Here is a 24,716-nt window from a genome sequence, read left to right as displayed (position 1 = left end):
ACAGGCTGCTCCCGCCGATGCCGGACAATCCCCTGTGGGGATGGGTCGGCTCCCTGGTCGTGGCGCTGTTCGGTGGGGTTCTGCGCTTCTACCACCTCGGCACGCCGCACGCGGTGGTGTTCGACGAGACCTACTACGCCAAGCACGCCTTCTCACTGATCAGGCATGGCGTCGAGCGGCAGTTCGTCGATGACGCCGACCAGCTGATGCTGCGCGGCAGCGAGCAGCTCTTCAAGGTCTGCGACAACGTCCAGGACTGTGCGACCTACGCGATGCACCCGCCGCTCGGCAACTGGATGATCGGCGTGGGGGAATGGCTGTTCGGTCTGACCCCGTTCGGCTGGCGGTTCATGCCCGCGCTCGTCGGCACCGTCTCGGTGCTCGTCCTCGCCCGTACGGCCCGCCGGATGACCCGGTCGACGCTGCTCGGCTGTCTCGCGGGATTCCTGCTCGCCCTCGACGGGCTGCACTTCGTGCTCTCCCGTACGGCACTGCTGGACATCTTCCTGATGTTCTGGGTGCTCGCCGGGTTCGCCTGCCTGGTGGTGGACCGGGACAGGACCCGGGCGCGGCTGGCGGACTGGCACGCGACGGCCTCCGCGACCTCCACATCCCCGGGACGGGGGCCGGGACCATGGCTCGGTCTCCGGCCGTGGCGCCTCGCCGCCGGTCTCTGCCTGGGCGCGGCGCTGGCGACGAAGTGGACCGGCCTGTTCTTCATCGTGGCCTTCGGGATCATGACGCTCGCCTGGGACGCCGGCGCCCGCCGCGCGGTGGGCATACGCCGCCCCTACGTCGAGACGGCGGGACGTGATCTGCCGCTCGGGGCCGCCTGGATGGGAGTCGCGCCGATTCTCGTCTACGTCGCGTCGTTCGCCGGTTGGCTGTCCACGGCCGCCGGCTGGGGCCGCGACTGGGACGGCGCGACGTCGCCCGGGCGGTCCTTTCTCATCGAGTCGCTGCGCTCGCTGGTGTCCTACCAGTTGCAGGTGCTCGGCTCCCACACCGGCCTGACCACCCCCCACGACTACCAGTCCGACCCCTGGACGTGGCCGCTGCTGCTGCGCCCGGTGGCGTTCTTCTACCAGGAGACCGCGGGCGGGTGCGGCGCGGACACCTGCCGCGCGTCGATCGTGGGCGCCGGCACGCCCCTCATCTGGTACGCGGCGCTGCCCGCGCTCGTCGCCATGATGATCTGGTATTTCGGGACGCGCGACTGGCGGGCCGGCGCACTGCTCCTCGCGTACGGCGCCGGGTGGCTGCCGTGGTTCTACTACGCGATCGCCGACCAGCGCACGATGTACCTGTTCTACACGCTTCCCATGCTGCCCTTCATGATCTTGGCCATCGTCCTGTCCTGCGGGCTGATCATGGGTACGGCCGGGGCCTCCCAGGAGCGGCGTACGGTCGGTGTCACCCTGGTGGGCGCGTTCGCACTGCTGGCGCTGGTGAACTTCTGGTGGATTTCGCCCATTCTCACCGCCGAGCCCCTGCCTGTCGATCAATGGTTCAGCCGGATGTTCTTCCAGAGCTGGATCTGACCCGCCGAACGCCTTCTTCGATTCCCACTTGTTTGATAATCTCGCCTCGTGACGGCGATGCTCAACGAGTACGACATCGGCGAGGGCCCGGCGACCAGGGTGAGCCTCTCGCTGCCGGAGGGCACGGCCGAGGCGATCCGCCGTCGGGTGGGCAAGCGCGAGTTCTCGGCCTTCATCACCTCCGCCGTGGAACGGGAGCTGCGCGGACTGATCCTGGACGAATACCTGGCCGACTACGAGCGGCGGCACGGGTCGATCCCGGCGGAGGCCCAGGGCAGGGCACGTCAGATCTTCGACGAGGTGTTCGCCGAGGAGGGCGGATGGCCCGCAGGAAGCTGAGCCACGAGGGCACGCTCGTCCTCGACTGCGAGGGCCTCGCCAAGTTCGTCGACGACGACGTCTCCGTGGTGGCGATGATCGCTGAGGCGCGCAGGAGGGGCATGGAGGTGGTGACCAGTGCGCTGACCATCATCGAGGCCGCGCACCGCCGTACGGACGGCGCCAGGCTGAAGTGGCTCCTGTCCGGCCTGCGGATCGAACGGGTGGGCGAGGAGGAGGCGAAGGCCGCGTCCGCCATGCTGGTCGACGCGGGGCTGCATGGTCACAGGCATGCGATCGACGCGGTCGTCGCCGAGATGGCGGTACGGCAACGCCGTCCGGTCGCGATGCTCACCTCGGACGTCGACGACATGACCAAGCTCTGCGGTGACCATGTCCATCTGGTGTCCGTCTGAGCTGCCGGCGCCCGGTCGGGTGAGACCAAAACCGAGCCCCAGACGCGCGTAGGGCCCGGATGGATCTGTCCGGGCCCTACGCGTTCTTGCTGCTCAACCAAGCGCGGAGGATGCGAGATTCGAACTCGCGAGGGGTTGCCCCCAACACGCTTTCCAAGCGTGCGCCCTAGGCCAACTAGGCGAATCCTCCGTCGCACAGCTTAGCGGACTTTCCGGGGTGCGATGACCGGCACGGGAGCACGGGTTTCCCGGTCTGCGCATCCCCGCGAAGTGGTTAGACTGTCCGTGGACCCCTCGCGCGGCGTCATCCTGTGAACCTCCCCAGGGCCGGAAGGCAGCAAGGATAAGCGGGCTCTGGCGGGTGTGCGAGGGGTTCTTCAGTTAGCGGAACCGCCCGCCGGGTCTACCCCCCCGAGGAGACGGCATGAGTCTTGCGCTGTACCGCAAGTACAGACCCGGGACGTTCGCCGAGGTCAAGGGGCAGGAACACGTCACGGAACCACTGCGCCAGGCGCTGCGCAGCGGACGGGTCAACCACGCCTACCTGTTCAGCGGTCCGCGCGGTTGCGGTAAGACCTCCAGTGCCCGCATCCTCGCCCGCTCGCTCAACTGCGAGAAGGGACCGACGCCCGATCCCTGTGGCGAGTGCGAGTCGTGTGTCGCCCTCGCCCCCACCGGGCCGGGTCACCTCGATGTGATCGAGATCGACGCCGCCTCGCACGGTGGCGTCGACGACGCGCGCGATCTGCGTGAGCGGGCCTTCTTCGCTCCGGTCTCGGCCCGCTTCAAGATCTACATCATCGACGAGGCCCACATGGTCACCCGTGAGGGCTTCAACGCGCTGCTGAAGCTCGTCGAGGAACCGCCGCCGCACCTCAAGTTCGTCTTCGCGACCACGGAACCGGAGAAGGTCATCGGGACGATCAAGTCCCGGACCCACCACTATCCCTTCCGGCTCATGCCGCCGGCCACGCTCCGGCAACTGATGGAGGAGATCCTCGAGTCCGAGTCCGTGCCGTACGAACCGGCCGCGCTGCCGCTCGTGGTCCGCGCGGGCGCGGGGTCGGCCCGCGACTCGCTGTCGATCCTCGACCAGCTCCTCGCCGGCGCCGACGAGGCGGGCATCACCTACCAGCGGGCGGTCTCGCTGCTCGGCTACACGGACGGGGACCTGCTCGACGAGGTGGTCGGCGCGTTCGCCCGGCGCGACGGTGCGCAGGTGTTCAACGCGGTCAACCGGGTGATCGAGGGCGGGCACGACCCCCGCCGCTTCGCCACCGACCTGCTGGAGCGATTCCGCGATCTGGTGATCCTGGCGAACGTGCCCGAGGCGGCGTCCAGCGGGCTGCTCGACCGCCCGGCCGACGAGCTGGAGCGCCTGCAGGCGCAGGCCGCCTCCATGGGACCGGCCGAGCTGACCCGGGCGGCCGAGGTGTTCAACGCCGGGTTGACCGAGATGCGCGGGGCCACCTCTCCCCGCCTGCTGCTCGAGTTGATGTGCGCCCGTGTGCTGCTGCCCGCCGCAGATCAGGGCGAGATGGCGCTGCTTGCCCGGCTCGAACGGCTGGAGCGCGGCGCGCCCGCCGCCCCTATCGCCGGTCCCCCCGCCTCTGTTCCTCCTGCCGCTGCTCCCCCGCCCGCCGCCGCTCCGCAGCAGCCGGCCCCGGCGCCCGATCCGGCGCCGGTCGCGGCACCGCCGCCACCCGCCGCCCAGCCGCCTGCGGCTCGTACGGCTCCCGCCCCCGCGGCGGATGACTGGCCCACGCCCGCACGACCGGGTGGTGCTCCGGCCGCCGATGCCCGTACGGCTCCGCCCGCCGGGAACGCGCAGCCGGAGCAGCACGGCGGACAGCACGGACCGGTGCAGCAGGTGTGGCCCCAGGTTCTCGAAGCGATCAAGAACCGGCAGCGGGTGGCGTGGATGATCATCAACGCCCAGGGCCGGCTGCTCGGCGTCGAGGGCAACCTCGTGACCGTCGGATTCGAAAAGCCCGGCGACGTCCAGGGATTCCTCAAGGGCAAACGGGACGAGGTGGTCGCGGCGGCCCTGGGCGACGTGCTCGGCGGAAACTGGCGGGTCGACGTGGTGGTCGGGGGTGCCGGACCCGCGGGCCACGCCTCGCGCGGACCGGCCTCCCGCTCCGCCGCGTCCCAGGGGCCGCAGGGGCAGCGGCCACAGGGGTCCGGCGGCCCCACCCGTCCGTCGGCGGCTCCGGCCCCGAGTGCCGCCGGTGCGGCCCGGTCCTCTGCCGCGTCGACCGGTGCACAGGGCCATGGCCAGGAGGCACAGGGCAGTGGCAGCCAGGGGAGGGCACCCGAAGGCGCGGGCAGGGGTCAGGACGCGCGCGCGACCGATGTCTCCCGGACCGGCGGCGACACCCGCACCACCGACGAGAGCTGGCCGGACGAGCCGTCGGACGACTTCCATGGACCGGAGACGCCGGCAGGGGCGGCTTCGGCGGCGAGGTCGGCGGTCAGGGCCGCGGCCCAGAGCCGGTCGCGCCAGGCCTGGCCGGACGCCGTCCCCCGCCGGGGCCGGACCGGCGCAGGCTCCGATGTCGACGACGTCGACCCGCTCAACGACGCCGACGCGGACGTGAGCGATCTGACCGGTCTGGCCCTCGTCCAACGGGAGCTCGGCGGTCAGATCATCGAGGAGATCGACCACTCCTGAACCGGCGGCCGGCGGAACGGCGTGAGCGGGCATCGCGAGTCCCTCAGGGCACGACTCCCCCTGGCGTCCATGATCGCAGGCAGGTGCCGTGCCGTACGCGATCCGAACGGCGGGGACACGTGCGTGCGCCGGTGTCGGAACGGCGGCGGACACCGTAGGCTCATCGCGACGAACATGTCGCTGGACGCTGAGGAGCACACGATCGTGAATCCAGGAGATGTCAACCTTCAGCAGCTGCTGGAGCAGGCTCAGCTGATGCAGCAGCAGCTCGTCACCGCGCAGCAGGAGCTCAGCGATGCCGAGATCGAGGGAAGCGCCGGGGGCGGGCTCGTCGTCGCGACCGTGAACGGTAGCGGCGAGCTGCTCGAACTCGAGATCAGTCCGTCGGCGATCGACGCCGACGACCCGCAGGAGACCGCGGAGACCATCGCCGATCTCGTCCTGGCCGCGGTCCGGGACGCCGTGCGCGCCGCGGCCGAGATGCAGCAGGAGAAGCTCGGTCCGCTCGCGCAGGGACTCGGAGGCGGTCTCGGTCAACTGCCGGGGTTCTAGGTCATGTACGAGGGGGTCGTCCAGAACCTGATCGACGAGTTGGGGCTGCTGCCCGGCGTCGGTCCCAAGAGCGCGCAGCGCATCGCGTTCCATGTGCTCGCCGCCGATCCGGCGGACGTGAAGCGGCTGGCGCACGCGCTGCTCGAGGTCAAGGAGAAGGTGCGCTTCTGCCGGGTCTGCGGCAACGTCGCGGCGGACGAGGAGTGCCGGATCTGCCGGGATCCTCGGCGCGACCCGCAGGTGATCTGCGTGGTCGAGGAGTCGAAGGACGTCGTGGCGATCGAGAAGACCCGCGAGTTCCGTGGCCGCTACCACGTGCTCGGCGGAGCGATCAGCCCGATCGACGGCATCGGCCCGGACGACCTCAAGATTCGCGAGTTGATGGCACGGCTGGCCGACGGCCAGGTGACAGAGCTGATCCTCGCGACCGATCCGAATCTCGAGGGTGAGGCGACGGCCACCTATCTGGCCAGGCTCGTCAAGCCCATGGGGTTGAAAGTGACACGACTGGCCAGCGGCCTGCCGGTGGGCGGTGACCTCGAGTACGCCGACGAGGTCACCTTGGGCCGCGCTTTCGAAGGACGGAGGCTGCTGGATGTCTGACGAGTGGAACGATCTGGCCGCACGCGTCGCCGGGCATGCGCAGAACTACATCGACGGCCTGACCCGCCTCGCGGGCGGCGAGGGCGGCGACGCGATCCTGCCGCTGCTGCTGATGGAGGTGGCCCAGGTCAGTCTCGCGGGCACCCAGCTCGGGGCCGTACAGGACGTGATCCTGCAGGGCAACTTCGAGCCGCCGTTGGGGGAGGACCCCGACATAGATCCCCTGCGTACGGCTCTCGCCGTACGACTGGGCCCGGTGGACGACTACGCCGAGGTGTTCGATCCGTACAAGGACACGGCGGTCACGCCGTACCGGCTGTCGGACGATCTCACGGCGGTGGCGGTCGACCTCATCCACGGACTGCGGCATTACCGAGCCGGCCGTCCGCTGGAGGCGCTGTGGTGGTGGCAGTACTCATATTTCAACACCTGGGGGAACCACGCGGGAGCCGCGTTGCGCGCCCTGCACGCGCTCGTGGCGCACACCCGTCTCGACGTGGTCGAGGAGAGCACGGTCGTCTGAGCACGGCTGATCCGCTCGTGGTCCCCGTCCGGCCCGTACGGCGCGGCCGTTCCGGCGTCCACATGCTGGTCTGCCCCGGCCCGCCATAAGGCGCCCCAAGTACACTGTGAGCTCCACGTCCTGATTCGTTGGAGATTCCAGTGGCCCTCGTTGTCCAGAAATACGGTGGTTCGTCGGTGGCGGACGCGGCCTGCATCAAGCGGGTCGCCCAGCGGATCGTCACGACGAAAAAAGCCGGCAACGAGGTCGTGGTGGTCGTGTCCGCGATGGGCGACACCACCGACGAACTGCTGGACCTGGCTCAGCAGGTGTCGCCGCTGCCCCCGGGGCGCGAGCTGGACATGCTGCTGACCGCCGGCGAACGCATCTCGATGGCGCTGCTCGCGATGGCCATCGCCAACCTGGGTCACGAGGCGCGCAGCTTCACCGGTTCCCAGGCCGGGGTCATCACCGACTCCACCCATGGCAAGGCACGCATCATCGATGTGACGCCCGGCCGCATTCGCGAGGCGCTGGACGCCGGACAGATCGCGATCGTGGCGGGATTCCAGGGCGTCTCCCAGAACACCAGGGACATAACGACGCTGGGTCGGGGAGGATCCGACACCACGGCCGTCGCGCTCGCCGCCGCGCTCAAGGCGGACGTCTGCGAGATCTACACCGATGTGGACGGCATATTCACCGCCGATCCCCGCATCGTGCCGACGGCACAGCAGATTCCTCGTATCTCCTACGACGAGGCGATGGAGATGGCCGCGTGCGGGGCCAAGATCCTCCATTTGCGCTGCGTGGAGTACGCCCGTAGGTTCCGTCTGCCGATCCACGTCAGAAGCTCGTTCAGCACCAGGCAAGGCACGTGGGTCGTGTCCGATCCCAATACCGAAGGAACCCAGATGGAGCAGCCCATCATCTCCGGAGTCGCCCACGACCGGAGCGAGGCCAAGATCACTGTGGTCGGGGTGCCCGACAAGGTCGGCGAGGCTGCCGCCATCTTCAGAACTCTGGCCGACGCTGAGATCAACATCGACATGATCGTCCAGAACGTGTCGGCAGCGGCGACCAGCCGTACGGACATCTCGTTCACGCTCCCGGGCGGCGACAGCCAGGCGGCGCTCACCGCGCTGAAGAAGATCCAGAGCCAGGTGGCCTTCGAGTCGCTGCTGTACGACGACCAGATCGGCAAGGTCTCCCTGATCGGGGCGGGGATGCGGTCGCACCCCGGGGTCACGGCGAAGTTCTTCGGCGCGCTGGCCGACGCCGGCGTGAACATCGAAATGATCTCCACCTCGGAGATCCGCATCTCGGTGATCGTGGACCTGGACGACGTGGACACCGCGGTCGCCGCCGCGCACCGTGCTTTCGACCTCGACGCCGACCAGGTCGAGGCGGTCGTGTACGGAGGTACCGGACGATGAGCCGCAAGCCCACCCTCGCCCTCGTCGGCGCGACCGGTGCCGTCGGCACCGTGATGCGAGAGATCATCAGCGGCCGCGAGGACGTCTACGGCGAGATCCGCCTGGTCGCCTCCGCCCGATCGGCCGGAAAGGTCCTGCAGGTCCGCGGCGAGGACGTGGTCGTCCAGGCGTTGACCGCCGAGGTGTTCGACGGCGTCGACATCGCCATCTTCGACGTCCCCGACGAGGTTTCCGCCGAATGGGTGCCGATCGCCGCCGGGCGCGGCGCGATCGTGATCGACAAGTCGGGCACGTTCCGGATGAACCCCGAGGTGCCGCTGGTGGTGCCGGAGGTCAACCCCGGCGACGCACGCGACCGGCCGCTCGGCATCATCGCGACGCCGAACTGCACCACGCTGTCGATGATGGCCGCCATGGGCGCCCTGCACGAGGAGTACGGCCTGCGCGAGCTGGTCGTGGCCTCCTACCAGGCGGTCTCGGGCGCCGGCGTGGCCGGTCCGGCACGGCTGTACGACGAGGTCGAGGCGCTGGCGGGTGACCGGAGTGTCGGCCAGGCGGCCGGAGACGTGCGCAAGGTCCTCCAGAACAAGCTCGGCGACGTCGAGTCGCCGTTCCCCGCGCCGATCGCGTTCAACGTGGTGCCGTGGGCCGGCTCGCTCAAGGACGACGGCTGGGCGTCGGAGGAGCTCAAGCTCCGCAACGAGTCGCGCAAGATCCTCGGCATTCCGGACCTCAAGGTCTCGGCGACCTGCGTCCGGGTCCCGGTCGTGACCACCCACTCGCTGGCCGTACACGCGACCTTCGAGCGGGAGATCACGGTGGCGGACGCGCACCGCGTCCTGGAGGCGGCGCCGACGGTGATCCTCATGGACGACCCGGCCGCCGGCGTCTACCCGATGCCGATCGACGTCGTGGGCACCGATCCCACCTACGTGGGGCGGGTCCGCCAGGCGCTGGACTTCCCGAACACGCTCGACCTCTTCGTCTGCGGCGACAACCTGCGCAAGGGCGCGGCCCTCAACGCCGCCGAGATCGCCGAGCTGATCGCCGCCGAGTTCGCCTGACCCCACCGGCCACCCACACCCCATCCACACCCCATCCCGTGATCTTGCGAATTCTCGCGGGATGGGGTCCTGACCAGGCCGGTTCCCTTTTTGATCTTGCAGATAATCGCAGAGAGTGGCCCTGAACTGCGGTTATATCGTTCGTGATCTTGCACTTCGCCGTCGATGTCGAGTGCAAGATCACGGATGGTGTTCTCCCAGGTAGGGCATGCCCTTTGCGAGAAACTGCAAGATCACGACGTGTGTTCGCCCAGCCTGTACGGCCACCGTGCGAGTATTCGCAAGATCACGGGAGGTGGTTGGGGGGGTGATGGGGGTGGTGTGGGATGTGGGGGTTTGGGTGGGGGGGTTAGAGGAAGAGGATGTCCCAGTGGGTGCGCTCATCGGCGTAGACGGCCGAGGCTGAGGACATCGCCGAGTCGGAGGGCGGACGGTAGAGCGTCGAGCCGTCGCCCCGGCTTTTCAGCCGACGGAATTTCCCCCTGATGTAGGTATCGATGCACTTGTTGTGGGCGATGTCGACCTTGTAGCCGTTGCTGTGGCTGTAGCGTCCGTTGGCGTGACCGGTCTCGGTGCCGCCCGTGATCGTGATCTCGCAGCCGCTGGCGCGCCTGAGGTCGATCAGCCGCATGAGCGTGCCGTACCTGATGGAGTCCAGCGACGTGCACGATGATTTGCGCCGGTCGGTGCAGCGTCCGGTGGACGTCCATTTCAGCCCGGCCTCGGCCAAATGTTGTGCGGCATCCTGCTGGTTCAGTCGCATGGCGGCGGCCGAGGCGTCCCAGGTCACGACCTTGGCGGTGAATGTGCCGGCGAGGGGGATTCCCCCCGTTGGGAGCTCCAGCGTCACCTGCGCCACCGCATCCGGTTCCGGAGCGTCCGCTTCGGACTCCGCCACTCCGGTCTCCTCGACTTCGCCGTCTTCGGGCATCGGATCGTCTGATATCGGTTCGTCCGGTGCGGGCCGGCTCGGTGTCGGCTTGCCCGCCACCGGGATCTGGGCCACCGCCAGGATTTCGACCGCCGCCAGGATCTCGTGCGCCACGGCGCTCTCCCGTGCCATCGGGATCTCGTGCGCCGCCCGGAGTTCCTGTGCCGCGGGGAGTTCCTGTGCGGCCGGGATCTCGTGTGCCGTAGGGATCTCGCGCGTCACCGTGATCTGCCGTGCCATAGGCAGCGGAGAGGCGACGCCTGACAGGTGGTCCGATATGTCTTTCTGCATGGGCAGGGCGACCAGAACGACGACGGTCATCCAGGTCCGCCCCCACCATGATGGGTGCAAATGCATGTGTTCCCCGGTCGATCATTCCTTGTCCTTCTTGAGGGGGAGCAGCTCGGGGATCGTGACAGGGTGATCAATCCCACCATCGGCGATCGGTCATCCCTGTCGAACGGCGGAATTTGCCGCCGCATATCGATCATCTGGAGGGTCCGTGACCGTCCGGTATCCTGCGGCGGACGGATCGCCGTGGTTCACGCCGTATGGCGAGTTCAGTCGGGTCTGATCCGATTCCTGGGCTTTGAATTCGCCAGGGTCCGGTCAACGAGCCCGGTTTCCGATTCGCCGGGACGATTTGTTAGATCTTGCGGCCCGCCCTCATGAAGGTCACCCCTCGGAAAGGACGGCATGGTGGACGTGGACGAGTTGCTCTCGCTGGATGCGGTCGGCCAGGCGGAGGCCGTACGGAACGGGGTGGTATCCCCCCGCGAGCCGGCCTTGGCGGCGATCGCCCGCATCGAGGCCCTCGACGGCGAGCTCAACGCGGTGATCCACCGGCGGTTCGAGCGGGCCCTCGCCGAGATCGACGACATCCCCGAGGACGCGCCCTTCCGCGGCGTGCCGATCCTGCTCAAGGACATCGGCTGGGAGTCGGCCGGAGATCCGTACGGTGCGGGATCGAAGATCCTTGACGGCGTGGTGGCCGACCACGACTTCCACGGCACCTCGGTGCTGCGCCGCGCCGGGTTCGTGATCCTGGGCCGGACCAACGTCCCCGAGCTGGCGACGACGATCACGACCGAGCCGTTGGCGTACGGACCGACCAGAAACCCGTACGACCCGGACTATTCCGCCGGTGGTTCCAGCGGCGGCTCGGCCGCGGCCGTGGCGGCCGGGATGGTCCCGGTGGCGACGGCGAGCGATGGCGGCGGGTCGATCCGCATCCCGGCGAGCATGTGCGGACTGGTCGGGTTGAAGCCGACCCGGGGCCGGGGCAGCCTCGGACCCTCGCTGGCCGAGTCGTGGGGCGGGCTCTCGACCACGGGTGTGCTCACCAGGACCGTACGGGACACCGCGGCGCTGCTCGACCTGCTCTCGGAGCCGATGCCGGGCGACCCCTACGCCGCGCCGGCGTGGCGGCGGCCCCTGGCCGAGGAGGCCGGCGCCGACCCCGGGCGGATGCGGATCGGTTTCGTCACCGTCCATCCGCGCGGCGAAGTGCCGGAGGACGCCGAGGTGACCGCGGCTGTGACGAGGACGGCTGCCCTGCTGGAATCGCTTGGGCACGAGGTCGTGCCGGCCCACCCCGAGGCCCTGGCCGATCCGGATTTCCCCATGTACCACAGCGCGATCATCAGTGCGAACGTGGCCGCCGAGCTGGAGACCATCGCGGCGCTGCGGGGCAGGCCGGTTGAGCCGGCGGAGCTGGAGCCGCACAACCGGCTGGTGGCCGAGGCCGGTCGGCGCATGTCCGCCACCGACTACCTGGCCGCGCTGGGCATGCTCAACGGGTATCGCCGGCGGATGGCGCACTGGTGGACGCCGCATTCCACCGCCCCGCATTCCACCGCACCGCATTCCACCACACCGCATTCCACCACACCGGATTACGCGGCCCCGGATTCAACGGCCTCGGGATTCGACCTGCTGCTCACGCCGACGCTCGCCGTCGCCCCCTTCCCGCTCGGCTGGATCTCCGACGACGACGTCTATCTGGCGCTGGAGCGGGCCGGGCTCGCCGCGGCCTTCACCGCGCCGTTCAACTCCACCGGTCAGCCCGCGATCTCGCTTCCCGCAGGCCGTACGGCCGCAGGCCTGCCGGTCGGCGTCCAGTTCGTGGCCGCCGCGGGGCGGGAGGACCTGCTGATCCGGATCGGCGCCCAGCTGGAGACCGCCACCTAGCGGGTCGGCGGGATAGCAGGGAGCGAGGACCGCATCGGGCCCCGCTCGGCGGGGCCTGGCGGCGGACCGGAGCTTCCTCCCGGCGCAGCGACCGGAACGAACCGATCAGTGTCTTCCTCGGCGGTGTCCGTTACACGACCTGGGCAGGAACCGACGGGAACCCGCCGTACGTTAACGGGAGGGCAAAAAGGGCACGTTACCGGTGGAGGTGTGCTCATGGCGAAGGCGGCCAAAGGGGGACGGGCGGCGGCGACGTGGCGTGCGTACCGTGAGGTGTCCCAGCCCGGTTCGCCCGGTGTCGGCAACCGGATCAAGGCGATGCCCCGGATGCTGCGCGCCGCGCTGCGCGGTGACTACCACGGCCTCACCAGGGGCAAGGTGGCGATGTTCGGCGCGGCCCTGGCGTACATCGTCTCGCCGATCGACGCCATCCCCGAGTTCCTGCTCGGGATCGGCGTGGTGGACGATTTCGGGGTGTTCCTCTGGCTGGTGACGGCGCTCCTCGGCGAGAGCGGCCGATATGTGGAGTGGGAGCGGCAGGACCCGCCCCCACCCCATGCGAACTAGAGCTGCTCCATCCGCAGCCAGGCACGCGACGGCAGCGGATGCCCGAACAGACGGGCGGCGTTGCCGTACGCGACCCGCGCGATGTCGGCGGGCGGCAGGCTGCCGAGGTTGCGTGCCACCGTGCGCTGGGTGTCCGGCCAGGTGGACTCAGCGCGCGGATATCCGCTCTCCAGCAGCACGTGCTCCATGCCGACGGCCATCCGTACGGCACTGAGCGCGCTGTCGTCCAGGGTGCCGAAGTAGAAGTTCCGCCGCAGCACCTCGCTCGGCTTGAGGCCGCCGTCCCAGTGGGACTCGTCGGCCACCAGGTGGTCGAGGGCGTAGTCGGCGCGGTCGGCGAGCATCGGCAGCCAGCCCACACCACCCTCGACGATCAGGATGCGCAGCGCGGGGAAGCGCAGCGCGACTCCCGACCACAGCCAGTCGGCGCACGCGAACATCGCGCTCGCCGGGATCAGCGTCGTTATCGCCTCGATCGGAGTGTCCGGCGACGGCACCGGAGCCCACGAGGACGCGCCCGTATGCAGGCAGACGACCGTGCCGGTCTCCTCGCAGGCGGCGAAGAACGGATCCCAGTGGCGGCTGTGGATGGACGGCAGCCGCAGTCTCGTCGGAAACTCGGGGAAGACCACGGCCTTGAATCCGCGTGAGGCGTTGGCCCTGATCTCCTTGGCCGCGACGTCGGGGTCGCGCAGCCAGGGGATCTGTAGCGCGATCATGCGCTCGGGATAGGTGCCCGCCCACACGTCGACGTGCCAGTCGTTCCAGGCCCGGACCAGGGCGAGGCCGAGGTCCTGGTCACGGGTCCTGGCGAACAGCACGCCCGCCTGGTTGGCCAGCATGCCGGGGAAACACAGGGCCGCCCAGATTCCGGCACGGTCCATGTCGGCGATCCTGGCTTCGATGTCGTGGCAGCCCGGCCGCATCTCCTCGAAGCGCACCGGGTCGAGCGTCCACTGCTCCTTTGGCAGGCCCGCGCCCACGTCCAGTCCGGCACACGGGTAGGTGGCCCCGCCATATCGCCACACCTGATGGCCCGCCTCGGTCTCCACGACCTTGGGCGCGTGGTCCTTGTACTTCTCGGGCAGGCGGTCGTCGAATAGATCGGCCGGCTCGATCAGGTGATCGTCGACCGATATGATCACGTAGTCCCGCCGCCTCGGCTCTGGGTCGGGATGCAGCGGCGTCGTCACACTGGTAACCGTACGGCCAAGGGGTCACACCGAACAAGCTGCGAGGTCTCCGGTTGGTATCCGTTCGCTCACCACGCGATGCCAACGGCCGGTAAAACCCCTAAACTGAGGCTTTTGCCGCGCTTTCCGACCCCGTGGCCCGCAGGTCACGGGCTTCTCTGCGGATGAGCAGCGCCCAGCCGCCGACCGCCACCCCGATGAAGATCCACCACTGTACGGCGTAGGCCAGGTTGAGGCCGCCGCCACCGCCGACGTCGGGCGCGGGCACCGGGTCGGGCGCCTCCCCGGCCGCCGGCTCCTGTCCGGTCAGCTCCACGAACCCTCCGAAGAGCCCGTACGGCAGACCCTTGCCGATCTCCGCGGTGTCGATCAGCAGCACCTGGCCGGGGGGCAGGCCGTCGCGGAGCCTGATGCCGGTGCTCTCCGTCGACTCGGCGGGCCGCAGGCGGCCGGTGACCGTCACCTCACCGCCGGGTGGCGCGGGGACCGGCGGGTGCGCGTCGGCGGTCGCGCCGGGCGGCACCCAGCCGCGGTTCACCAGCACCGCGCCCCGGTCCGTGACGAGCGGGGTCACCACGTAGAAGCCCACCCTGCTGTTCTGCGTGCGGCGCCGTACGACGACCTCGTGCGCGGGGTCGTAGCGTCCGGTGACGGTGACCGAGCGGTACCGCACCGCCTGGGGGACGGTTGCGCCGACTGCGTCGAGGCGTTCGATCGGCACCGCCGGCTCTTTCAGGTTGGCGGTGATCCGGGTGCTCTGCGCTGACCGCTCCTCGAACCTCCCGTACTGCCATTTCCCAAGGAAGAAGAAGGCCGGAATCAGCGCGAGCACGAGCAGGTGGAGCCCGACCCAGCGCGGGGTGACGAGGAAGCGGTACACGTGAACCAGCGTAGGCAGCCCACCGGGTGGTCGTGCTCCCGCCCGCCGTCTCCCGGTATGGCGGGTGGTCGGCCCGGGCCGGGCGGTGCCGTACGCCCAGGAAAGGGACCTCGGGGACGAGATGAGATCATGTATTCGTGAGCACGCGCTGTTATCATTCTTAAAATCCCGGTCATATTTGCAGAATAAGGTTCTGTTGCGTCACCATTGAAGTTGTGGAGACCGTGAAGAGCGCGAAGAACGGCCGGGACGGCCGGGCCCGGATCATCGAAGGGGCGCTGCGCCGGTTCAGCCAGAACGGTGTCTCGGCCACGACGCTCGCCAGCCTCAGGCAGGAGAGCGGCGTCAGTGTCGGGAGCTTCTACCACCACTTCACCAGCAAAGAGCACGTCTTCGGGGTGCTCTATACCGAGACGCTGGGGATGTATCAGGACGCCTTCGTGCGGGAGCTCGTGCGGCATGACGACGCGCGTGCCGGAATCGGGGCCATCGTCGGGCTGCACATGGCCTGGTGCGGTGAATATCCCGAGCGGGCCCGGCTGCTGATAAGCGAGCGCCCGCCGCGCCGCAACGAGCCCGGCGGTCCGGAGGTCGCGGAGTCGCGGCGCAACTTCTTCCGTCAGGTGGCGGACTGGTGGCGTCCGCACGTCAAGAACGACGTGCTCCGCCCCGTCCCGCCGACCATGTGCTACGTGCTCTGGCTCGGCCCCGCGCAGGAGATGTGCCGTCTGTGGTTCGCCGGCGCGCATCAGCCCTCGGACGAGGAGATCCGCGAACTCGGCGAGGCCGCCTGGCACAGCCTCCGCATGCCGCAGGCCACACCCGCCTGACCCCCGGAACACAGGGTGGGACCCGCCACCCGCGATAGATTCTTCTCCGTGGATGTCCCTTCCGAGCTGGCACTCCGGCTTCGTGACAGGTTTCTCGAGATCGGGTACACGATCGACGGCGTACGGGACCGGCTGGGCGACATGGCCGCGACCGCGCTGGCGCGCGAGGAGATCGTGCCGGCCCTGCGGGCGACCCGCGAGGGCGATCCGCTCGCCGTGTTCATCCGGCTGTGGTGGCTGGGCGTCCCGGTCAGCGCGGCGGCGCCGGACCTGCCACTGCATGATCTCATCGACGCCGGGTTGCTGGCCCGGGTCGGCGACACCGTGCAGGCCACCGTCAATCTTCGGCCCTGGCCCGTCTCTTCCGGATCGGCGGGCCCGTACGGCTCGGACGTCGCCGCCTGGGTGGTCTCCGATCGCAAGGTCCGTCCCGGAGATCCGGCGCTGCGGGCCGACCACGTCGTCGGGGCGGGTGGCGCCTCGGCCAATCTCGCCCGGCTCGCGTGGACCGAGCCGGTGGGGCGCGCCCTCGATCTGGGCACCGGCTGCGGCGTGCAGGTGCTCCACCTGGCCGACCGGGCCGATCGGATCGTCGCGACCGACGTCAACCCGAGGGCACTGCGCCTGGCCCGGCTGAGCTGGGAGCTGTCGGGCGTGCCGAGCCGGCGGGTCGACGCACGGGAGGGGTCGATGTACGACCCGGTGGCCGGTGAGCGGTTCGACCTCGTGGTGTCCAACCCGCCGTTCGTGATCTCACCCGCCTCCCGGTACGCGTACCGGGAGTCCGGCTTCCGGGGCGACGAGTTCTGCCGGGACCTGATCCGCCGGGCGCCCGGCCACCTGAGCCAGGGCGGCCACGCCCGGTTCCTGGCCAACTGGCTGCACGTCCGGGGTGAGGACTGGCAGGACAGGGTGGGCGGCTGGCTGGCGGAGACCGGTTGCGACGGCTGGGCCGTACAACGCGATGTCCAGGATCCGGCGGAGTACGTCGAACTGTGGCTGCGCGACTCGGCCGAGCAGGGCACGTCCGCCTATCGGGAGCGCTACGACGAGTGGCTGACGTGGCTGGAGTCGATGGGCGTCACCGGCGTGGGATTCGGCTGGATCGCGCTGCACGACTCGGGCTCGCGGAATCCGGTGGTCCGGGTGGAGGAACTGCGGCAGCGGATCGAGTCTCCCGTGGGGGCGCACGTCCCGGATGTGCTGCGCGCGATGAAGGACGCGTATGCGATGACGGACGAGGAACTGCTGGACACGCCGCTGGCCGTCGCCGACGGGGTGGTCGAGGAGCGGGTCGGGCCGCCCGGCGCCGACGATCCCTCGCGTATCGTGCTGCGGCAGACCCGGGGGCTGTGCCGTACCTCGACCGTGGGCACGGTGGAGGCGGCGCTCGCCGGGGTATGCGATGGCGAGATCCCGGCGCGTCCGCTGCTGGCCGCGATCGCCGAGCTCACCGGACAGGACGCGTCCGACCTGCTGGGCCGGGCGCCCGACGAGCTCCGCACGCTGGTCGCCGAGGGATTCTTCCGGGTTGCAACCACGCATTGATCGAACGTTGAACGGCCCTTGAACGGCCCGTCCGATGCTGTTGTCGGGCCCGGGTCCGAGACTGGGGGTTTCAGGATCCGGGCCACCCGGGGAGTGCCTGACAGGGCATGACTTGTCAGACACGACCTGGTCCGGCCGGTCACAGGACGAGGCGGTCGGCCGCCATCCGGTGCTCGGAGAACCGGGCCCCCTACAGCCGGGTGGTGGCCGGTGGCCGGCCGGACGCCCACACTCCCGCCGCCGTTACAGGGGCCGGCGGCGCGGTGGCCATGGGCACGGGTGCCAGGCCAGGCGGCCTGGTGGGCAGGGTGCGGTGACGGGTCCGGTGCGGGGACCGGGTGACGGACCTGGTGACGGACCGGTGGCGCGGGGCTGCCGGAGAGACCGGGCGGCGGCTCAGGTCTCGATCTGGTCGAATTCCCGGAGGAGTGCCCGGATGTCGTCGGCCTCGGGCGAGCCGAGTCTGGTGAAGATGTCGAGGGCCCTGGTCAGGGACTCCCTGCCGCGGTGGGTCTCCCCCATGCCGTGCAGGGCCTTGCCGAGCGCGGCCAGCGACTGGGCCTCGCCGTACGGATGGGTGATCTCGCGGCTCACGGTCAGTGCCTGCTCGGCGTGCCGGGCGGCCTCGGTGAACCGCCCGGCGGCGATGAAGGTCGCGGCGAGCCGGTAGCAGACCCGTTGCTCCCACACCCGCTGTTTGCCGGCCCGGAAGAAGTCGAGGCACTCGGCGTGGTGCACGACGGCCTCGTTGAGGCGGCCGACGGTGGACAGCACGATGCCCAGGTGGTAGCGCGCCCTGGCGAGCCCCGCACCGCTGCCGATCTCCGTGAACATGGCCAGCCCGCGCTCGGACACGGCGATCGCCGCGTCGACGTTCCCGAGGCCGAGGTGGTCGCGGGCCGAGTAGCTCAGCGCCAGGGCCTGCCCCGCCGGGTTGCCGGTCTCCCGGTAGACCTCGGTGGCCCGGTCGAACCACTCCAGGGCCTCGGTGTGGCGGCGCCGCCGCCCGGCGACGACGGCGAGCGCGTTGCACGTCTCGCCGAGCACGATGCGGTCACCCGTCTCCAGCGCGAGCGCCCGCGCGGCGAGGAAGTGCCGTTCCGCCTCGGCCAGCCGGTTGGCGCCGAAGAGCACCCGGCCGAGCACGTAGCGGCAGCGCAGTTCCGCGCGCCGGTCGCCGATGCGGGCGGCGGCGGCGAGTACGGCCCCGGCACGCTGTTCGAACTCCCGCTGGTTGGTCCCCGACTCCACCAGCGGTTCCATCGCGAGCAGCAGGTTCGCCGCGGGGAGAAGATCCTCGTGCCGGCCTTCAGCCGGCGAGGCGGCGGCCTGGGCGGTGGCGGCGAACATGTTCTCGGCCTCGACCGACAGCCAGGCGACCGACTCGTCTGTCGAGGTGAAGGAGTGCCGGTGGCCGGTCACGATGTCCGTCACGCAGCCGTCCGCCAGGTTGTCGGCGATCGCGCTGCCCTCGTACGCGAGGCGATGGGCCGACCTGGCCGAGGCGAGATAGAACCCGAGCAGCCGTCGCATGGCGAGCACGCGCTCGGCCGGCTCGTCGGTGTCCTCGCAGCGGCGGCGGGCGAAGAGCTTCAGCAGGTCGTGGAAGCGGTATCGGCCCGGCGCCGGCGCCTCCAGCAGGCTGGCGTCGACGAGCGACTCCATCAGGTCCTCGGCCTCCGCCAGGCCGAGATCGAGGACGGCCGAGGCGGCCGGAACCGAGATGTCCGACCCCGTCGACAGCGACAGCAGGCGGAACGCCCGTGCCTGGCGCGCCTCCAACTGGCCGTAGCCGAGGGAGAAGGTCGCGGAGACCGCGAGATTGCCGATCTTCATCTCGTCGAGCCTGCGGCGCTCGTCGGCCAGGCGGGGGACGAGCGAGGCGACCGTCCAGGAGGGGCGGGCGGCGAGCCGGGCGGCCACGATGCGGACCGCCAGCGGCAGGAATCCGCACGCGGCGACGACGTCCATGGCCGCGGCGTGCTCGGCGGCGACCCGCTCGGGCCCGGCGACCGCCGCGAACAGCGACAGCGCCTCTTCCGGCTCCATGACGTCGAGATCGATGAGCCGGGCGGCGGGCAGATCGGCCAGCTTCCCCCGGCTGGTGATGATCGCCGCGCAGCCGGCCGAGCCGGGGAGCAGCTGCTCGACCTGCTCGGCGTCGCGGGCGTTGTCGAGCAGCACGAGCATGCGCCGGTCGGCGAGCATCGACCGGAAGAGCGCGGACCGCTCGGCCAGGCCTTCGGGGATGACGTCGGCCGGGATGCCGAGGGCGCGCAGGAAGGCGCCGAGCGCGGTGTCCGGCTGCATCGGCTCGCTGCCGTACCCGCGCAGGTCGGCGTAGAGCTGGCCGTCGGGGAACAGGTCCTCGGCGAGGTGGGCCACGTGAACGGCGAGCGTGGTCTTGCCGACGCCGCCTATGCCCGACATCGCCGCGATCGGCATGCCCTCGCTCTGCCCACCACCGCGGACGTCCTCCTCCGCGATGTCCGGGCCGTCACCGCCGCCGAGCAGCGTGAGCAGCCGCCGCACCGCCCCGACGCGGCCGGTGAAGTCGGCTACGGCGGCCGGGAGCTGGGCGGGCTTCGGCATCTCGACGACCGGTACGGCGCCGTCCCCGTCGGTCCCTCCGACGGCCTCGGGCCGTACCGGCTCGCGGTCCCGCGTGAGCACGGACGTCGCGGGCGGGAGGGCGAGCGCGGGATCGGCGGCGAGGATGCGGTGGTGCAGATCGGTCAGCTCGGGGCCGGGCTCGATGCCGAGCTCGTCGATGAGCACCCGCCGGGTCTCGGCGAAGACCGACAGGGCCTCGGCCTGCCGTCCGCACCGGTAGTACGCCAGCATGAGCTGGGCGCGCAGCCGTTCCCGCAGTGGGTGCTCGGCGGTGAGCGAGATCAGTTCGTGAATGACCTCGGCATGCCTGCCGAGCTCCAGGTCGAGCGTCATCAGCGCCTCGACGGTGCCGATCCGGCGTTCCGCGAGCCGGTCGCGCTGGTTTTCCGCGTACGGTCCGACCGCGCCGCCGAGCGGCTCGCCCGACCACAGGCCGAGGGCGCCGCGCAGGAGACCCGACGCCTCCTCGAGCCCGCCGTTCCTGCGGGCAGCATCGGCCGCGGCGCAGGTCCGCTCGAAGACGCCGAGGTCGAGCCGGCCGGAATCGAGCCGCAGCGCGTAGCCGCTGCCGACCGACCTGAGCACCTCGGGCGGTGTCCTCGGGGACCGGCCGGGTTCCAGCACCGTCCGCAGGCGGGAAACGTACGTGCGCAGCGCGCCGAGCGCCCGGGGCGGCGCCTCCTCCCCCCAGACCGCGTCGATCACCTCGCCCGGGGTGACCGCCCGTCCCTCCCGAAGCAGCAGCATGGCGATGATGGAACGTTGCAGCGGCGTCCCGAGGTCGATCTCGACGCCGTCACGCCAGGCCAGGACGGGTCCCAGCACGGCGAAGCGCAGGCCTTGCTCGGCGGCGTCACCAGGCATTTGCCCTTATCTCCCGTTAGAACTTTTTCCGAATGAAATGATAGATCCCGGATCGCTTTGTCCAATAGGTGATGCCGTCGAGGCGAGCCGGCGTCAGGCGCGTTGAAAGCGGGTTGCAAACGGGCGGGTCTATCACTGGGGTGCAACCTCCGGAAGCACCGGGGATCGTCCTCAAACAGGGGAGAACAGAAATGCGACGCTCTGTCCGCAACCTCCTCGCGCTGACCGCCGTGACCGCCGCCGTCGCCGTCGGCGTACCGGCCGCAGCGAGCGCCGCCGGCGCATCGACCACCGCCGGCACCACCGCCACCGCCTCGACCACCTCGTTCTCGCCGTCCGACTCGGACTACCGCGACTGGTGGGGCACCTACCGGTCCCGCAACCGCCTCGCCGCTGCGCGTGGCTCCATCGACGTCCGGTACCACGACGAGGAGTCGAACCGCGTACGCGTCACCGGCAAGCTGTGGGACCTCGACCACCGCACCTACCGCCGCGGCGGCAAGTGCGCCTTCGTCCAGTTCCGGACCCGGGGCTGGGACGGCCACCGCTGGTCCGCCGACTTCAAGTCGTACAAGCAGTGCGGGGCGGGTCACGCCAAGTCGTTCGGCTTCTGGCGCCACGACGTGGCGAAGGTCCAGGTGAGGGTCTGTCAGATCGGGCTGCACAGCCGCTTCCCGAGCAGCTGCGCCAGCTGGCGTGAGCTGTACAACGCCTACGACGAGGAGTACGGCTACCAGGCCTGATCGGCCGGCCGCCGCTCCTGCCGCAAACCGGCGCGGCCCTCGGGCCGCGCCGATTCCTTTCTCGTGTGCATGCGGTCGGAATATGTCCGGCGGCGTGACTACGCCGCCTCTACGAGGCCCAACCGGGCGCGAAGACGCTCGCGCACGGCGGGCCACTCATGGCGCAAAATCGAGTAGTACGCCGTATCTCGGACCGTGTCGTCGGCGCCTCGGCTGTCCGCTCGTCGCACACCGTCCAGGTGCGCGCCGAGGGCCTCGATGGCGGCCCGGGATCGCGTGTTGCGTACGTCTGCCTTAAGGGTGATCCGGTGAACCTGCCAGGTCTCGAAGGCGAGGGAGAGCAGCAGGAACTTGCTCTCCCGGTTGACCCCGGTGCCCTGAGCCGACTTGGCCAGCCAGGTGTAACCGATGTCCGCCACGGACGGGACCTCGCCCACCACGCCTTTCGTCCCCGGCGGCCAGGGCATGGGGCCCTGCCAGTACTCCAGGTGCATCAGACGGGTGGCACCGACCACGCGGTCGGTGTGCAGCCACCGGATGGCGAAGGGCAAGGTGCGGCCCTCCGCCTGCTCAGCCATGGCGGCCTCCACATAGGAGGCCATCTCTTCCCGGCATCCGGGAACGCGGGTGAAGGCGTAACTGGAACGGTCTTCACTCGCCGCGGCGACAAGATCGTCAAGCGCCGCGAGGCTGAGCGGTTCCAGGCGCACGAGGCGCCCGGACAGGGTGACAAAAGCGGGCATGAGCAAATGATGAGGCCTGCGAAACCTCCCTGTGCGCACTGACGGGCGACATCTTGCGGCAGCCCGGGCCAACGTCCGGTTACGTGCGTGAAACCGCAGGTCACAGGTGCCGTGACGAGGTGCGGATCGGCTGGAGTTCAGGTGAATATTCCGCCGGAGATCCGTGGATCGGTCAGACGCGGCGCAGGGCCTCTTCCAGGCGTCCCAGGGAGGCCGCGATCCAGGGCAGTCCGAGCGGATCCTCCGCGTTGAGCGCGGCCGTGCGCTGCTCGTCGGACTCGCCGTACAACTGGCTTGTGGCGACGCGCACCCGTGGCGTTTCCGGGGCGTCCCCGAAGGCCGTTCCCGGCAGTACGGCGACGCCGTGCCGTTCGAGCAGCACGCTCGCGAACTCCGCCGACCCGGTGAAGACCGTCATTTCCGGATAGAGGTAGAAGCCCCCCTGAGGGTCGTCCACCCGCGCCCCCGCCTTCGCGAAGCGCTCGGCGACCGCGCGGGCCACGATGCCGTGCAACCTCCGGCTGTCGGCGATGTGCCGGACGAGCTCCGCCGGCTCGCCGAAGGCGTACGCCGCGGCGTGCTGCACCGGCGCCGCGGGGCTCGACCAGATCTCGCTCGCCACCCCCAGCAGCCGTTCGCGCAGGTCGGGTCCGTCCAGGCGGCCGCTCTCCCGCCGGTCCTGCTCGGGCAGTCGCGCGACGCCGATCCGCCAGCCGCCCAGGGCGAGGCTCTTGCTCAGCCCGGTCGTGATGACGGTGCGTTCTGGAGCGACGTCCGCCGGGCTGAGGAAGTCCGCCTCCGGATCGTGCACGAGGTCGCGGTAGATCTCGTCCGAGATGATGGTCAGATCCAGTTCGCGGGCCAGCTCGGCGAGCCGCCGGACCGTCTCCGGCCGTGCCAGCCGGCCCGTCGGGTTGTCCGGCAGCGTGACCAGCAGTGACGTGACCGTCCTGCCCTGTGCCCTGGCCGCCGCGACCGCAGGCGCCACCCGTTCAGGATCCGGCACGCCCCCCTCGCCGGGCGGCGGCGCGATCATGATCGGGCGGACGCCGACCAGCTCGGCCTGGGCCGCATAGCTGACCCAGCTCGGTCTGGGCAGCACGATGTCGCCGCCGAGGGCGAGCAGGAGGCCGTACAGCAGGGCCTTGCTGCCCGGACCGCAGACGACGAGGCGGGGATCGGCGGAGATGCCGCGCCGCGCCCAGTAGCCCGCCGCCGCCTCGCGCAGCGCGGCCGAGCCCGCGACCGGTCCGTACGCGTTGTCGCCGCTCGCCCGCGCGAGCGCGTCTCGTAACGCGGGGTGGACCGGCAGGCCCGCCTCCCCGAAGGCGAGGTTGACGATGTGCTGGCCGCGCTGCCGTCTTCGGGCGATCTCCTCATTGGCGGCCAAGGTGGCCGATATCGGGACGTTCATCTGCCTTCCCTTCGAATCCGTGGATGGATCGTTCCCAGGGTGATTGGGTGAAGGCATAAGAACAAGCGAGGCTTTCCGGGGCCAGGAGTAAGGAAAACTGATGCTCGATATCCGGAGAATTGCCCTGATCTGCGAGTTCGCCAGGCGGGGCAGCATCGCCGCCACGGCCGAGGCGCTCGGCTACAGCGCGTCGGCCGTCTCCCAGCAGCTCGCCGTGCTCGAACGCGAGTCGGGAGCCGTACTGCTGGACCGGACCTCCCGCAGCGCCGAGCTGACCGACGCGGGCTGGCGCCTGGTCGAGCACGGCAGACGGATCCTGTCGATGGTGGAGGCGGCCGAGTCCGACCTGTCCGCGCACGCCGGCACGCCGTCGGGGCGGGTGGTGGTGACCGCCTTCCCGACGGGGGCCGTGGCGTTCGCGCCGGCGCTCGCCCGGCTGCTGCGCCGCCACGGGGAACTCGCGCTGCGGCTGCGCCAGACCCGGCCGGGGCACGGCATCAGAGAGGTCGAGTCCGGCGAGATCGACATCGCCCTGATCGACGATTGGCAGGGCCTGCTGAGCGACCTGGGCGACCACAGCGACCTGGCGAGCATCCCGTTGCTGACCGATCCGATGGTGCTCGTCGTGCCGCGACGCCATCGGATGGCCGATCCCGCGGTGCCCGTCGACCTGATGGCGCTGAGAGACGAGCCGTGGATGGTCACACCGGAGAGCGAACCCTCCCGCGACGCCGTCGAGCGGCTGCTGGCCGACATCGGCGGGCCGCCACCCGTGGCCTGGGAGTTCGAGGGGCTGGGGACGATCCTCGGACTGGTGGGCAAGGGCATCGGCATCGCCGCTGTGCCCGCGCTCGCACTGGCCACCGGCACGCGGGGGATCGCCGTCAGAAGGCTTCCCGGTGAGCCGGTCGAGCGGCGCGTCTACGCGGTCGCCAGGAAGTCGGCCGTCCGGCGGCCGTCGGTCGCGGCGATGCTGCGCGCGCTCCGCACCGCCGCCCGCTATCTCGCCGCCGATCTCGGCCATGTGCACACGCCCGGCCACCTGGCCATGTCGGGCCCCGCCACGCAGGACGGACGATGACCATGGCCGGGGT

General features: G+C 70.3%; 21 protein-coding genes, 1 tRNA gene and 1 other RNA gene. 16 read left to right on the top strand and 7 right to left on the bottom strand.

All coding sequences use genetic code 11. The features are described from left to right. The first annotated feature begins 17 nt into the window (after positions 1–17). Genes AP234_RS15330 through AP234_RS15320 form a run of 3 tightly spaced genes read left to right on the top strand, consistent with a single transcriptional unit; the run spans position 18 to position 2,275 of the window. Entirely contained in the window at positions 18–1,541 is a 1,524-nt protein-coding gene (locus AP234_RS15330) for a phospholipid carrier-dependent glycosyltransferase (protein ID WP_055480323.1), read from the top strand. Positions 1,542–1,598: 57 nt separating this feature from the next. Continuing rightward, complete coding sequence (locus AP234_RS15325; RefSeq protein WP_055480440.1) at positions 1,599–1,880, top strand: hypothetical protein; 282 nt, start codon at positions 1,599–1,601, stop codon at positions 1,878–1,880. Continuing rightward, positions 1,862–2,275 carry a hypothetical protein gene (locus AP234_RS15320; protein WP_055480322.1) on the top strand — a complete coding sequence of 138 codons (414 nt, stop codon included), beginning with the start codon at positions 1,862–1,864 and terminating at the stop codon, positions 2,273–2,275. The genes AP234_RS15325 and AP234_RS15320 overlap by 19 nt, the downstream gene beginning before the upstream one ends. A 104-nt stretch (positions 2,276–2,379) precedes the next feature. On the opposite strand, the gene AP234_RS15315 is transcribed toward AP234_RS15320, so the two are convergent. Next, a tRNA-Ser gene (locus tag AP234_RS15315) sits at positions 2,380–2,465 on the bottom strand. Positions 2,466–2,559: 94 nt separating this feature from the next. Here AP234_RS15315 and ffs point away from each other — a divergent pair. The 7 genes from ffs (at position 2,560) to AP234_RS15285 (ending at position 9,106) form a co-directional block, all read left to right on the top strand. After that, positions 2,560–2,657: signal recognition particle sRNA small type (gene ffs, locus AP234_RS34285), an RNA gene on the top strand. A gap of 42 nt (positions 2,658–2,699) precedes the next feature. Then, positions 2,700–4,949, top strand: coding sequence for a DNA polymerase III subunit gamma and tau (locus AP234_RS15310; protein WP_055480321.1), 2,250 nt, complete (start codon positions 2,700–2,702; stop codon positions 4,947–4,949). A 204-nt stretch (positions 4,950–5,153) separates the two neighbouring features. Next, positions 5,154–5,501 (top strand): YbaB/EbfC family nucleoid-associated protein, encoded by a 348-nt coding sequence (locus AP234_RS15305; RefSeq protein WP_200926527.1) that lies wholly within the window; start codon positions 5,154–5,156, stop codon positions 5,499–5,501. Between the two features lie 3 nt (positions 5,502–5,504). Continuing rightward, positions 5,505–6,104 carry a recombination mediator RecR gene (gene recR, locus AP234_RS15300; protein ID WP_055480319.1) on the top strand — a complete coding sequence of 200 codons (600 nt, stop codon included), beginning with the start codon at positions 5,505–5,507 and terminating at the stop codon, positions 6,102–6,104. Further along, positions 6,097–6,627: a DUF5063 domain-containing protein gene (locus AP234_RS15295; RefSeq protein WP_055480318.1), complete on the top strand. Its 531-nt coding sequence runs from the start codon at positions 6,097–6,099 to the stop codon at positions 6,625–6,627. Before recR ends, AP234_RS15295 begins: the two co-directional genes overlap by 8 nt. Positions 6,628–6,767: 140 nt before the next feature. Further along, on the top strand, positions 6,768–8,042 hold the full coding sequence (locus AP234_RS15290) for an aspartate kinase (protein WP_055480317.1): 1,275 nt from the start codon (positions 6,768–6,770) through the stop codon (positions 8,040–8,042). After that, positions 8,039–9,106 (top strand): aspartate-semialdehyde dehydrogenase, encoded by a 1,068-nt coding sequence (locus AP234_RS15285; RefSeq protein WP_055480316.1) that lies wholly within the window; start codon positions 8,039–8,041, stop codon positions 9,104–9,106. The genes AP234_RS15290 and AP234_RS15285 overlap by 4 nt, the downstream gene beginning before the upstream one ends. A gap of 349 nt (positions 9,107–9,455) precedes the next feature. On the opposite strand, the gene AP234_RS34990 is transcribed toward AP234_RS15285, so the two are convergent. Continuing rightward, positions 9,456–10,358: a hypothetical protein gene (locus AP234_RS34990; RefSeq protein WP_055480315.1), complete on the bottom strand. Its 903-nt coding sequence runs from the start codon at positions 10,356–10,358 to the stop codon at positions 9,456–9,458. 375 nt (positions 10,359–10,733) lie between these two features. Here AP234_RS34990 and AP234_RS15275 point away from each other — a divergent pair, with 375 nt between their 5' ends. Both AP234_RS15275 and AP234_RS15270 read left to right on the top strand, forming a co-directional pair. After that, the gene (locus AP234_RS15275) at positions 10,734–12,227 is read left to right on the top strand and encodes an amidase (protein WP_055480314.1); all 1,494 of its coding nucleotides are present in this window, start codon (positions 10,734–10,736) and stop codon (positions 12,225–12,227) included. Positions 12,228–12,443: 216 nt separating this feature from the next. Next, positions 12,444–12,794 carry a DUF1232 domain-containing protein gene (locus AP234_RS15270; protein ID WP_055480313.1) on the top strand — a complete coding sequence of 117 codons (351 nt, stop codon included), beginning with the start codon at positions 12,444–12,446 and terminating at the stop codon, positions 12,792–12,794. Here the strand turns inward: AP234_RS15270 and AP234_RS15265 are convergent. Together AP234_RS15265 and AP234_RS15260 are read right to left on the bottom strand one after the other, a co-directional pair. Next, positions 12,791–13,987, bottom strand: a complete 1,197-nt coding sequence (locus tag AP234_RS15265) for an amidohydrolase family protein (RefSeq protein ID WP_055480312.1) — start codon at positions 13,985–13,987, stop codon at positions 12,791–12,793. The two genes, AP234_RS15270 and AP234_RS15265, sit on opposite strands and share 4 nt — an antisense overlap. Positions 13,988–14,087: 100 nt before the next feature. Continuing rightward, complete coding sequence (locus AP234_RS15260; RefSeq protein WP_055480311.1) at positions 14,088–14,867, bottom strand: SURF1 family cytochrome oxidase biogenesis protein; 780 nt, start codon at positions 14,865–14,867, stop codon at positions 14,088–14,090. Positions 14,868–15,082: 215 nt separating this feature from the next. On the opposite strand from AP234_RS15260, the gene AP234_RS15255 reads away from it, so the two are divergent. Together AP234_RS15255 and AP234_RS15250 are read left to right on the top strand one after the other, a co-directional pair. After that, positions 15,083–15,697 (top strand): TetR/AcrR family transcriptional regulator, encoded by a 615-nt coding sequence (locus tag AP234_RS15255; RefSeq protein WP_235558183.1) that lies wholly within the window; start codon positions 15,083–15,085, stop codon positions 15,695–15,697. Between the two features lie 48 nt (positions 15,698–15,745). Next, on the top strand, positions 15,746–17,245 hold the full coding sequence (locus AP234_RS15250; protein WP_055480310.1) for a DUF7059 domain-containing protein: 1,500 nt from the start codon (positions 15,746–15,748) through the stop codon (positions 17,243–17,245). A 396-nt stretch (positions 17,246–17,641) separates the two neighbouring features. On the opposite strand, the gene AP234_RS15245 is transcribed toward AP234_RS15250, so the two are convergent. Beyond that, positions 17,642–20,722: a BTAD domain-containing putative transcriptional regulator gene (locus AP234_RS15245; RefSeq protein ID WP_055480309.1), complete on the bottom strand. Its 3,081-nt coding sequence runs from the start codon at positions 20,720–20,722 to the stop codon at positions 17,642–17,644. A gap of 191 nt (positions 20,723–20,913) precedes the next feature. On the opposite strand from AP234_RS15245, the gene AP234_RS15240 reads away from it, so the two are divergent. Then, positions 20,914–21,465 (top strand): hypothetical protein, encoded by a 552-nt coding sequence (locus tag AP234_RS15240; protein ID WP_055480308.1) that lies wholly within the window; start codon positions 20,914–20,916, stop codon positions 21,463–21,465. Between the two features lie 98 nt (positions 21,466–21,563). Here the strand turns inward: AP234_RS15240 and AP234_RS15235 are convergent, their stop codons facing one another. Continuing rightward, positions 21,564–22,208, bottom strand: a complete 645-nt coding sequence (locus AP234_RS15235) for a GNAT family N-acetyltransferase (protein WP_055480438.1) — start codon at positions 22,206–22,208, stop codon at positions 21,564–21,566. Positions 22,209–22,380: 172 nt separating this feature from the next. Continuing rightward, positions 22,381–23,622 carry a pyridoxal phosphate-dependent aminotransferase gene (locus AP234_RS15230; protein ID WP_083502130.1) on the bottom strand — a complete coding sequence of 414 codons (1,242 nt, stop codon included), beginning with the start codon at positions 23,620–23,622 and terminating at the stop codon, positions 22,381–22,383. Between the two features lie 100 nt (positions 23,623–23,722). Here AP234_RS15230 and AP234_RS15225 point away from each other — a divergent pair, with 100 nt between their 5' ends. Further along, positions 23,723–24,703, top strand: coding sequence for a LysR family transcriptional regulator (locus AP234_RS15225; RefSeq protein WP_055480307.1), 981 nt, complete (start codon positions 23,723–23,725; stop codon positions 24,701–24,703). The last annotated feature ends 13 nt before the right edge of the window (positions 24,704–24,716 follow it).

It is taken from the genome of Sphaerimonospora mesophila, assembly GCF_001417795.1.
Classification (GTDB): Bacteria; Actinomycetota; Actinomycetes; order Streptosporangiales; family Streptosporangiaceae; genus Sphaerimonospora; species Sphaerimonospora mesophila.
Note: the sequence above shows the minus strand (reverse complement) of the source record. Positions and strands in the feature narration are given on the sequence as shown.

What these genes read in the sequence shown, in the direction of transcription:
- AP234_RS15330 (WP_055480323.1), top strand. Translation starts at nt 18, where the DNA reads ATGCCGGACAATCCCCTGTGGGGATGGGTCGGCTCCCTGGTCGTGGCG.
- AP234_RS15325 (WP_055480440.1), top strand. Translation starts at nt 1,599, where the DNA reads ATGCTCAACGAGTACGACATCGGCGAGGGCCCGGCGACCAGGGTGAGC.
- AP234_RS15320 (WP_055480322.1), top strand. Translation starts at nt 1,862, where the DNA reads ATGGCCCGCAGGAAGCTGAGCCACGAGGGCACGCTCGTCCTCGACTGC.
- AP234_RS15310 (WP_055480321.1), top strand. Translation starts at nt 2,700, where the DNA reads ATGAGTCTTGCGCTGTACCGCAAGTACAGACCCGGGACGTTCGCCGAG.
- recR (WP_055480319.1), top strand. Translation starts at nt 5,505, where the DNA reads ATGTACGAGGGGGTCGTCCAGAACCTGATCGACGAGTTGGGGCTGCTG.
- AP234_RS15295 (WP_055480318.1), top strand. Translation starts at nt 6,097, where the DNA reads ATGTCTGACGAGTGGAACGATCTGGCCGCACGCGTCGCCGGGCATGCG.
- AP234_RS15285 (WP_055480316.1), top strand. Translation starts at nt 8,039, where the DNA reads ATGAGCCGCAAGCCCACCCTCGCCCTCGTCGGCGCGACCGGTGCCGTC.
- AP234_RS34990 (WP_055480315.1), bottom strand. Translation starts at nt 10,358, where the DNA reads ATGACCGTCGTCGTTCTGGTCGCCCTGCCCATGCAGAAAGACATATCG.
- AP234_RS15275 (WP_055480314.1), top strand. Translation starts at nt 10,734, where the DNA reads ATGGTGGACGTGGACGAGTTGCTCTCGCTGGATGCGGTCGGCCAGGCG.
- AP234_RS15270 (WP_055480313.1), top strand. Translation starts at nt 12,444, where the DNA reads ATGGCGAAGGCGGCCAAAGGGGGACGGGCGGCGGCGACGTGGCGTGCG.
- AP234_RS15245 (WP_055480309.1), bottom strand. Translation starts at nt 20,722, where the DNA reads ATGCCTGGTGACGCCGCCGAGCAAGGCCTGCGCTTCGCCGTGCTGGGA.
- AP234_RS15240 (WP_055480308.1), top strand. Translation starts at nt 20,914, where the DNA reads ATGCGACGCTCTGTCCGCAACCTCCTCGCGCTGACCGCCGTGACCGCC.
- AP234_RS15235 (WP_055480438.1), bottom strand. Translation starts at nt 22,208, where the DNA reads ATGCCCGCTTTTGTCACCCTGTCCGGGCGCCTCGTGCGCCTGGAACCG.
- AP234_RS15230 (WP_083502130.1), bottom strand. Translation starts at nt 23,622, where the DNA reads ATGAACGTCCCGATATCGGCCACCTTGGCCGCCAATGAGGAGATCGCC.
- AP234_RS15225 (WP_055480307.1), top strand. Translation starts at nt 23,723, where the DNA reads ATGCTCGATATCCGGAGAATTGCCCTGATCTGCGAGTTCGCCAGGCGG.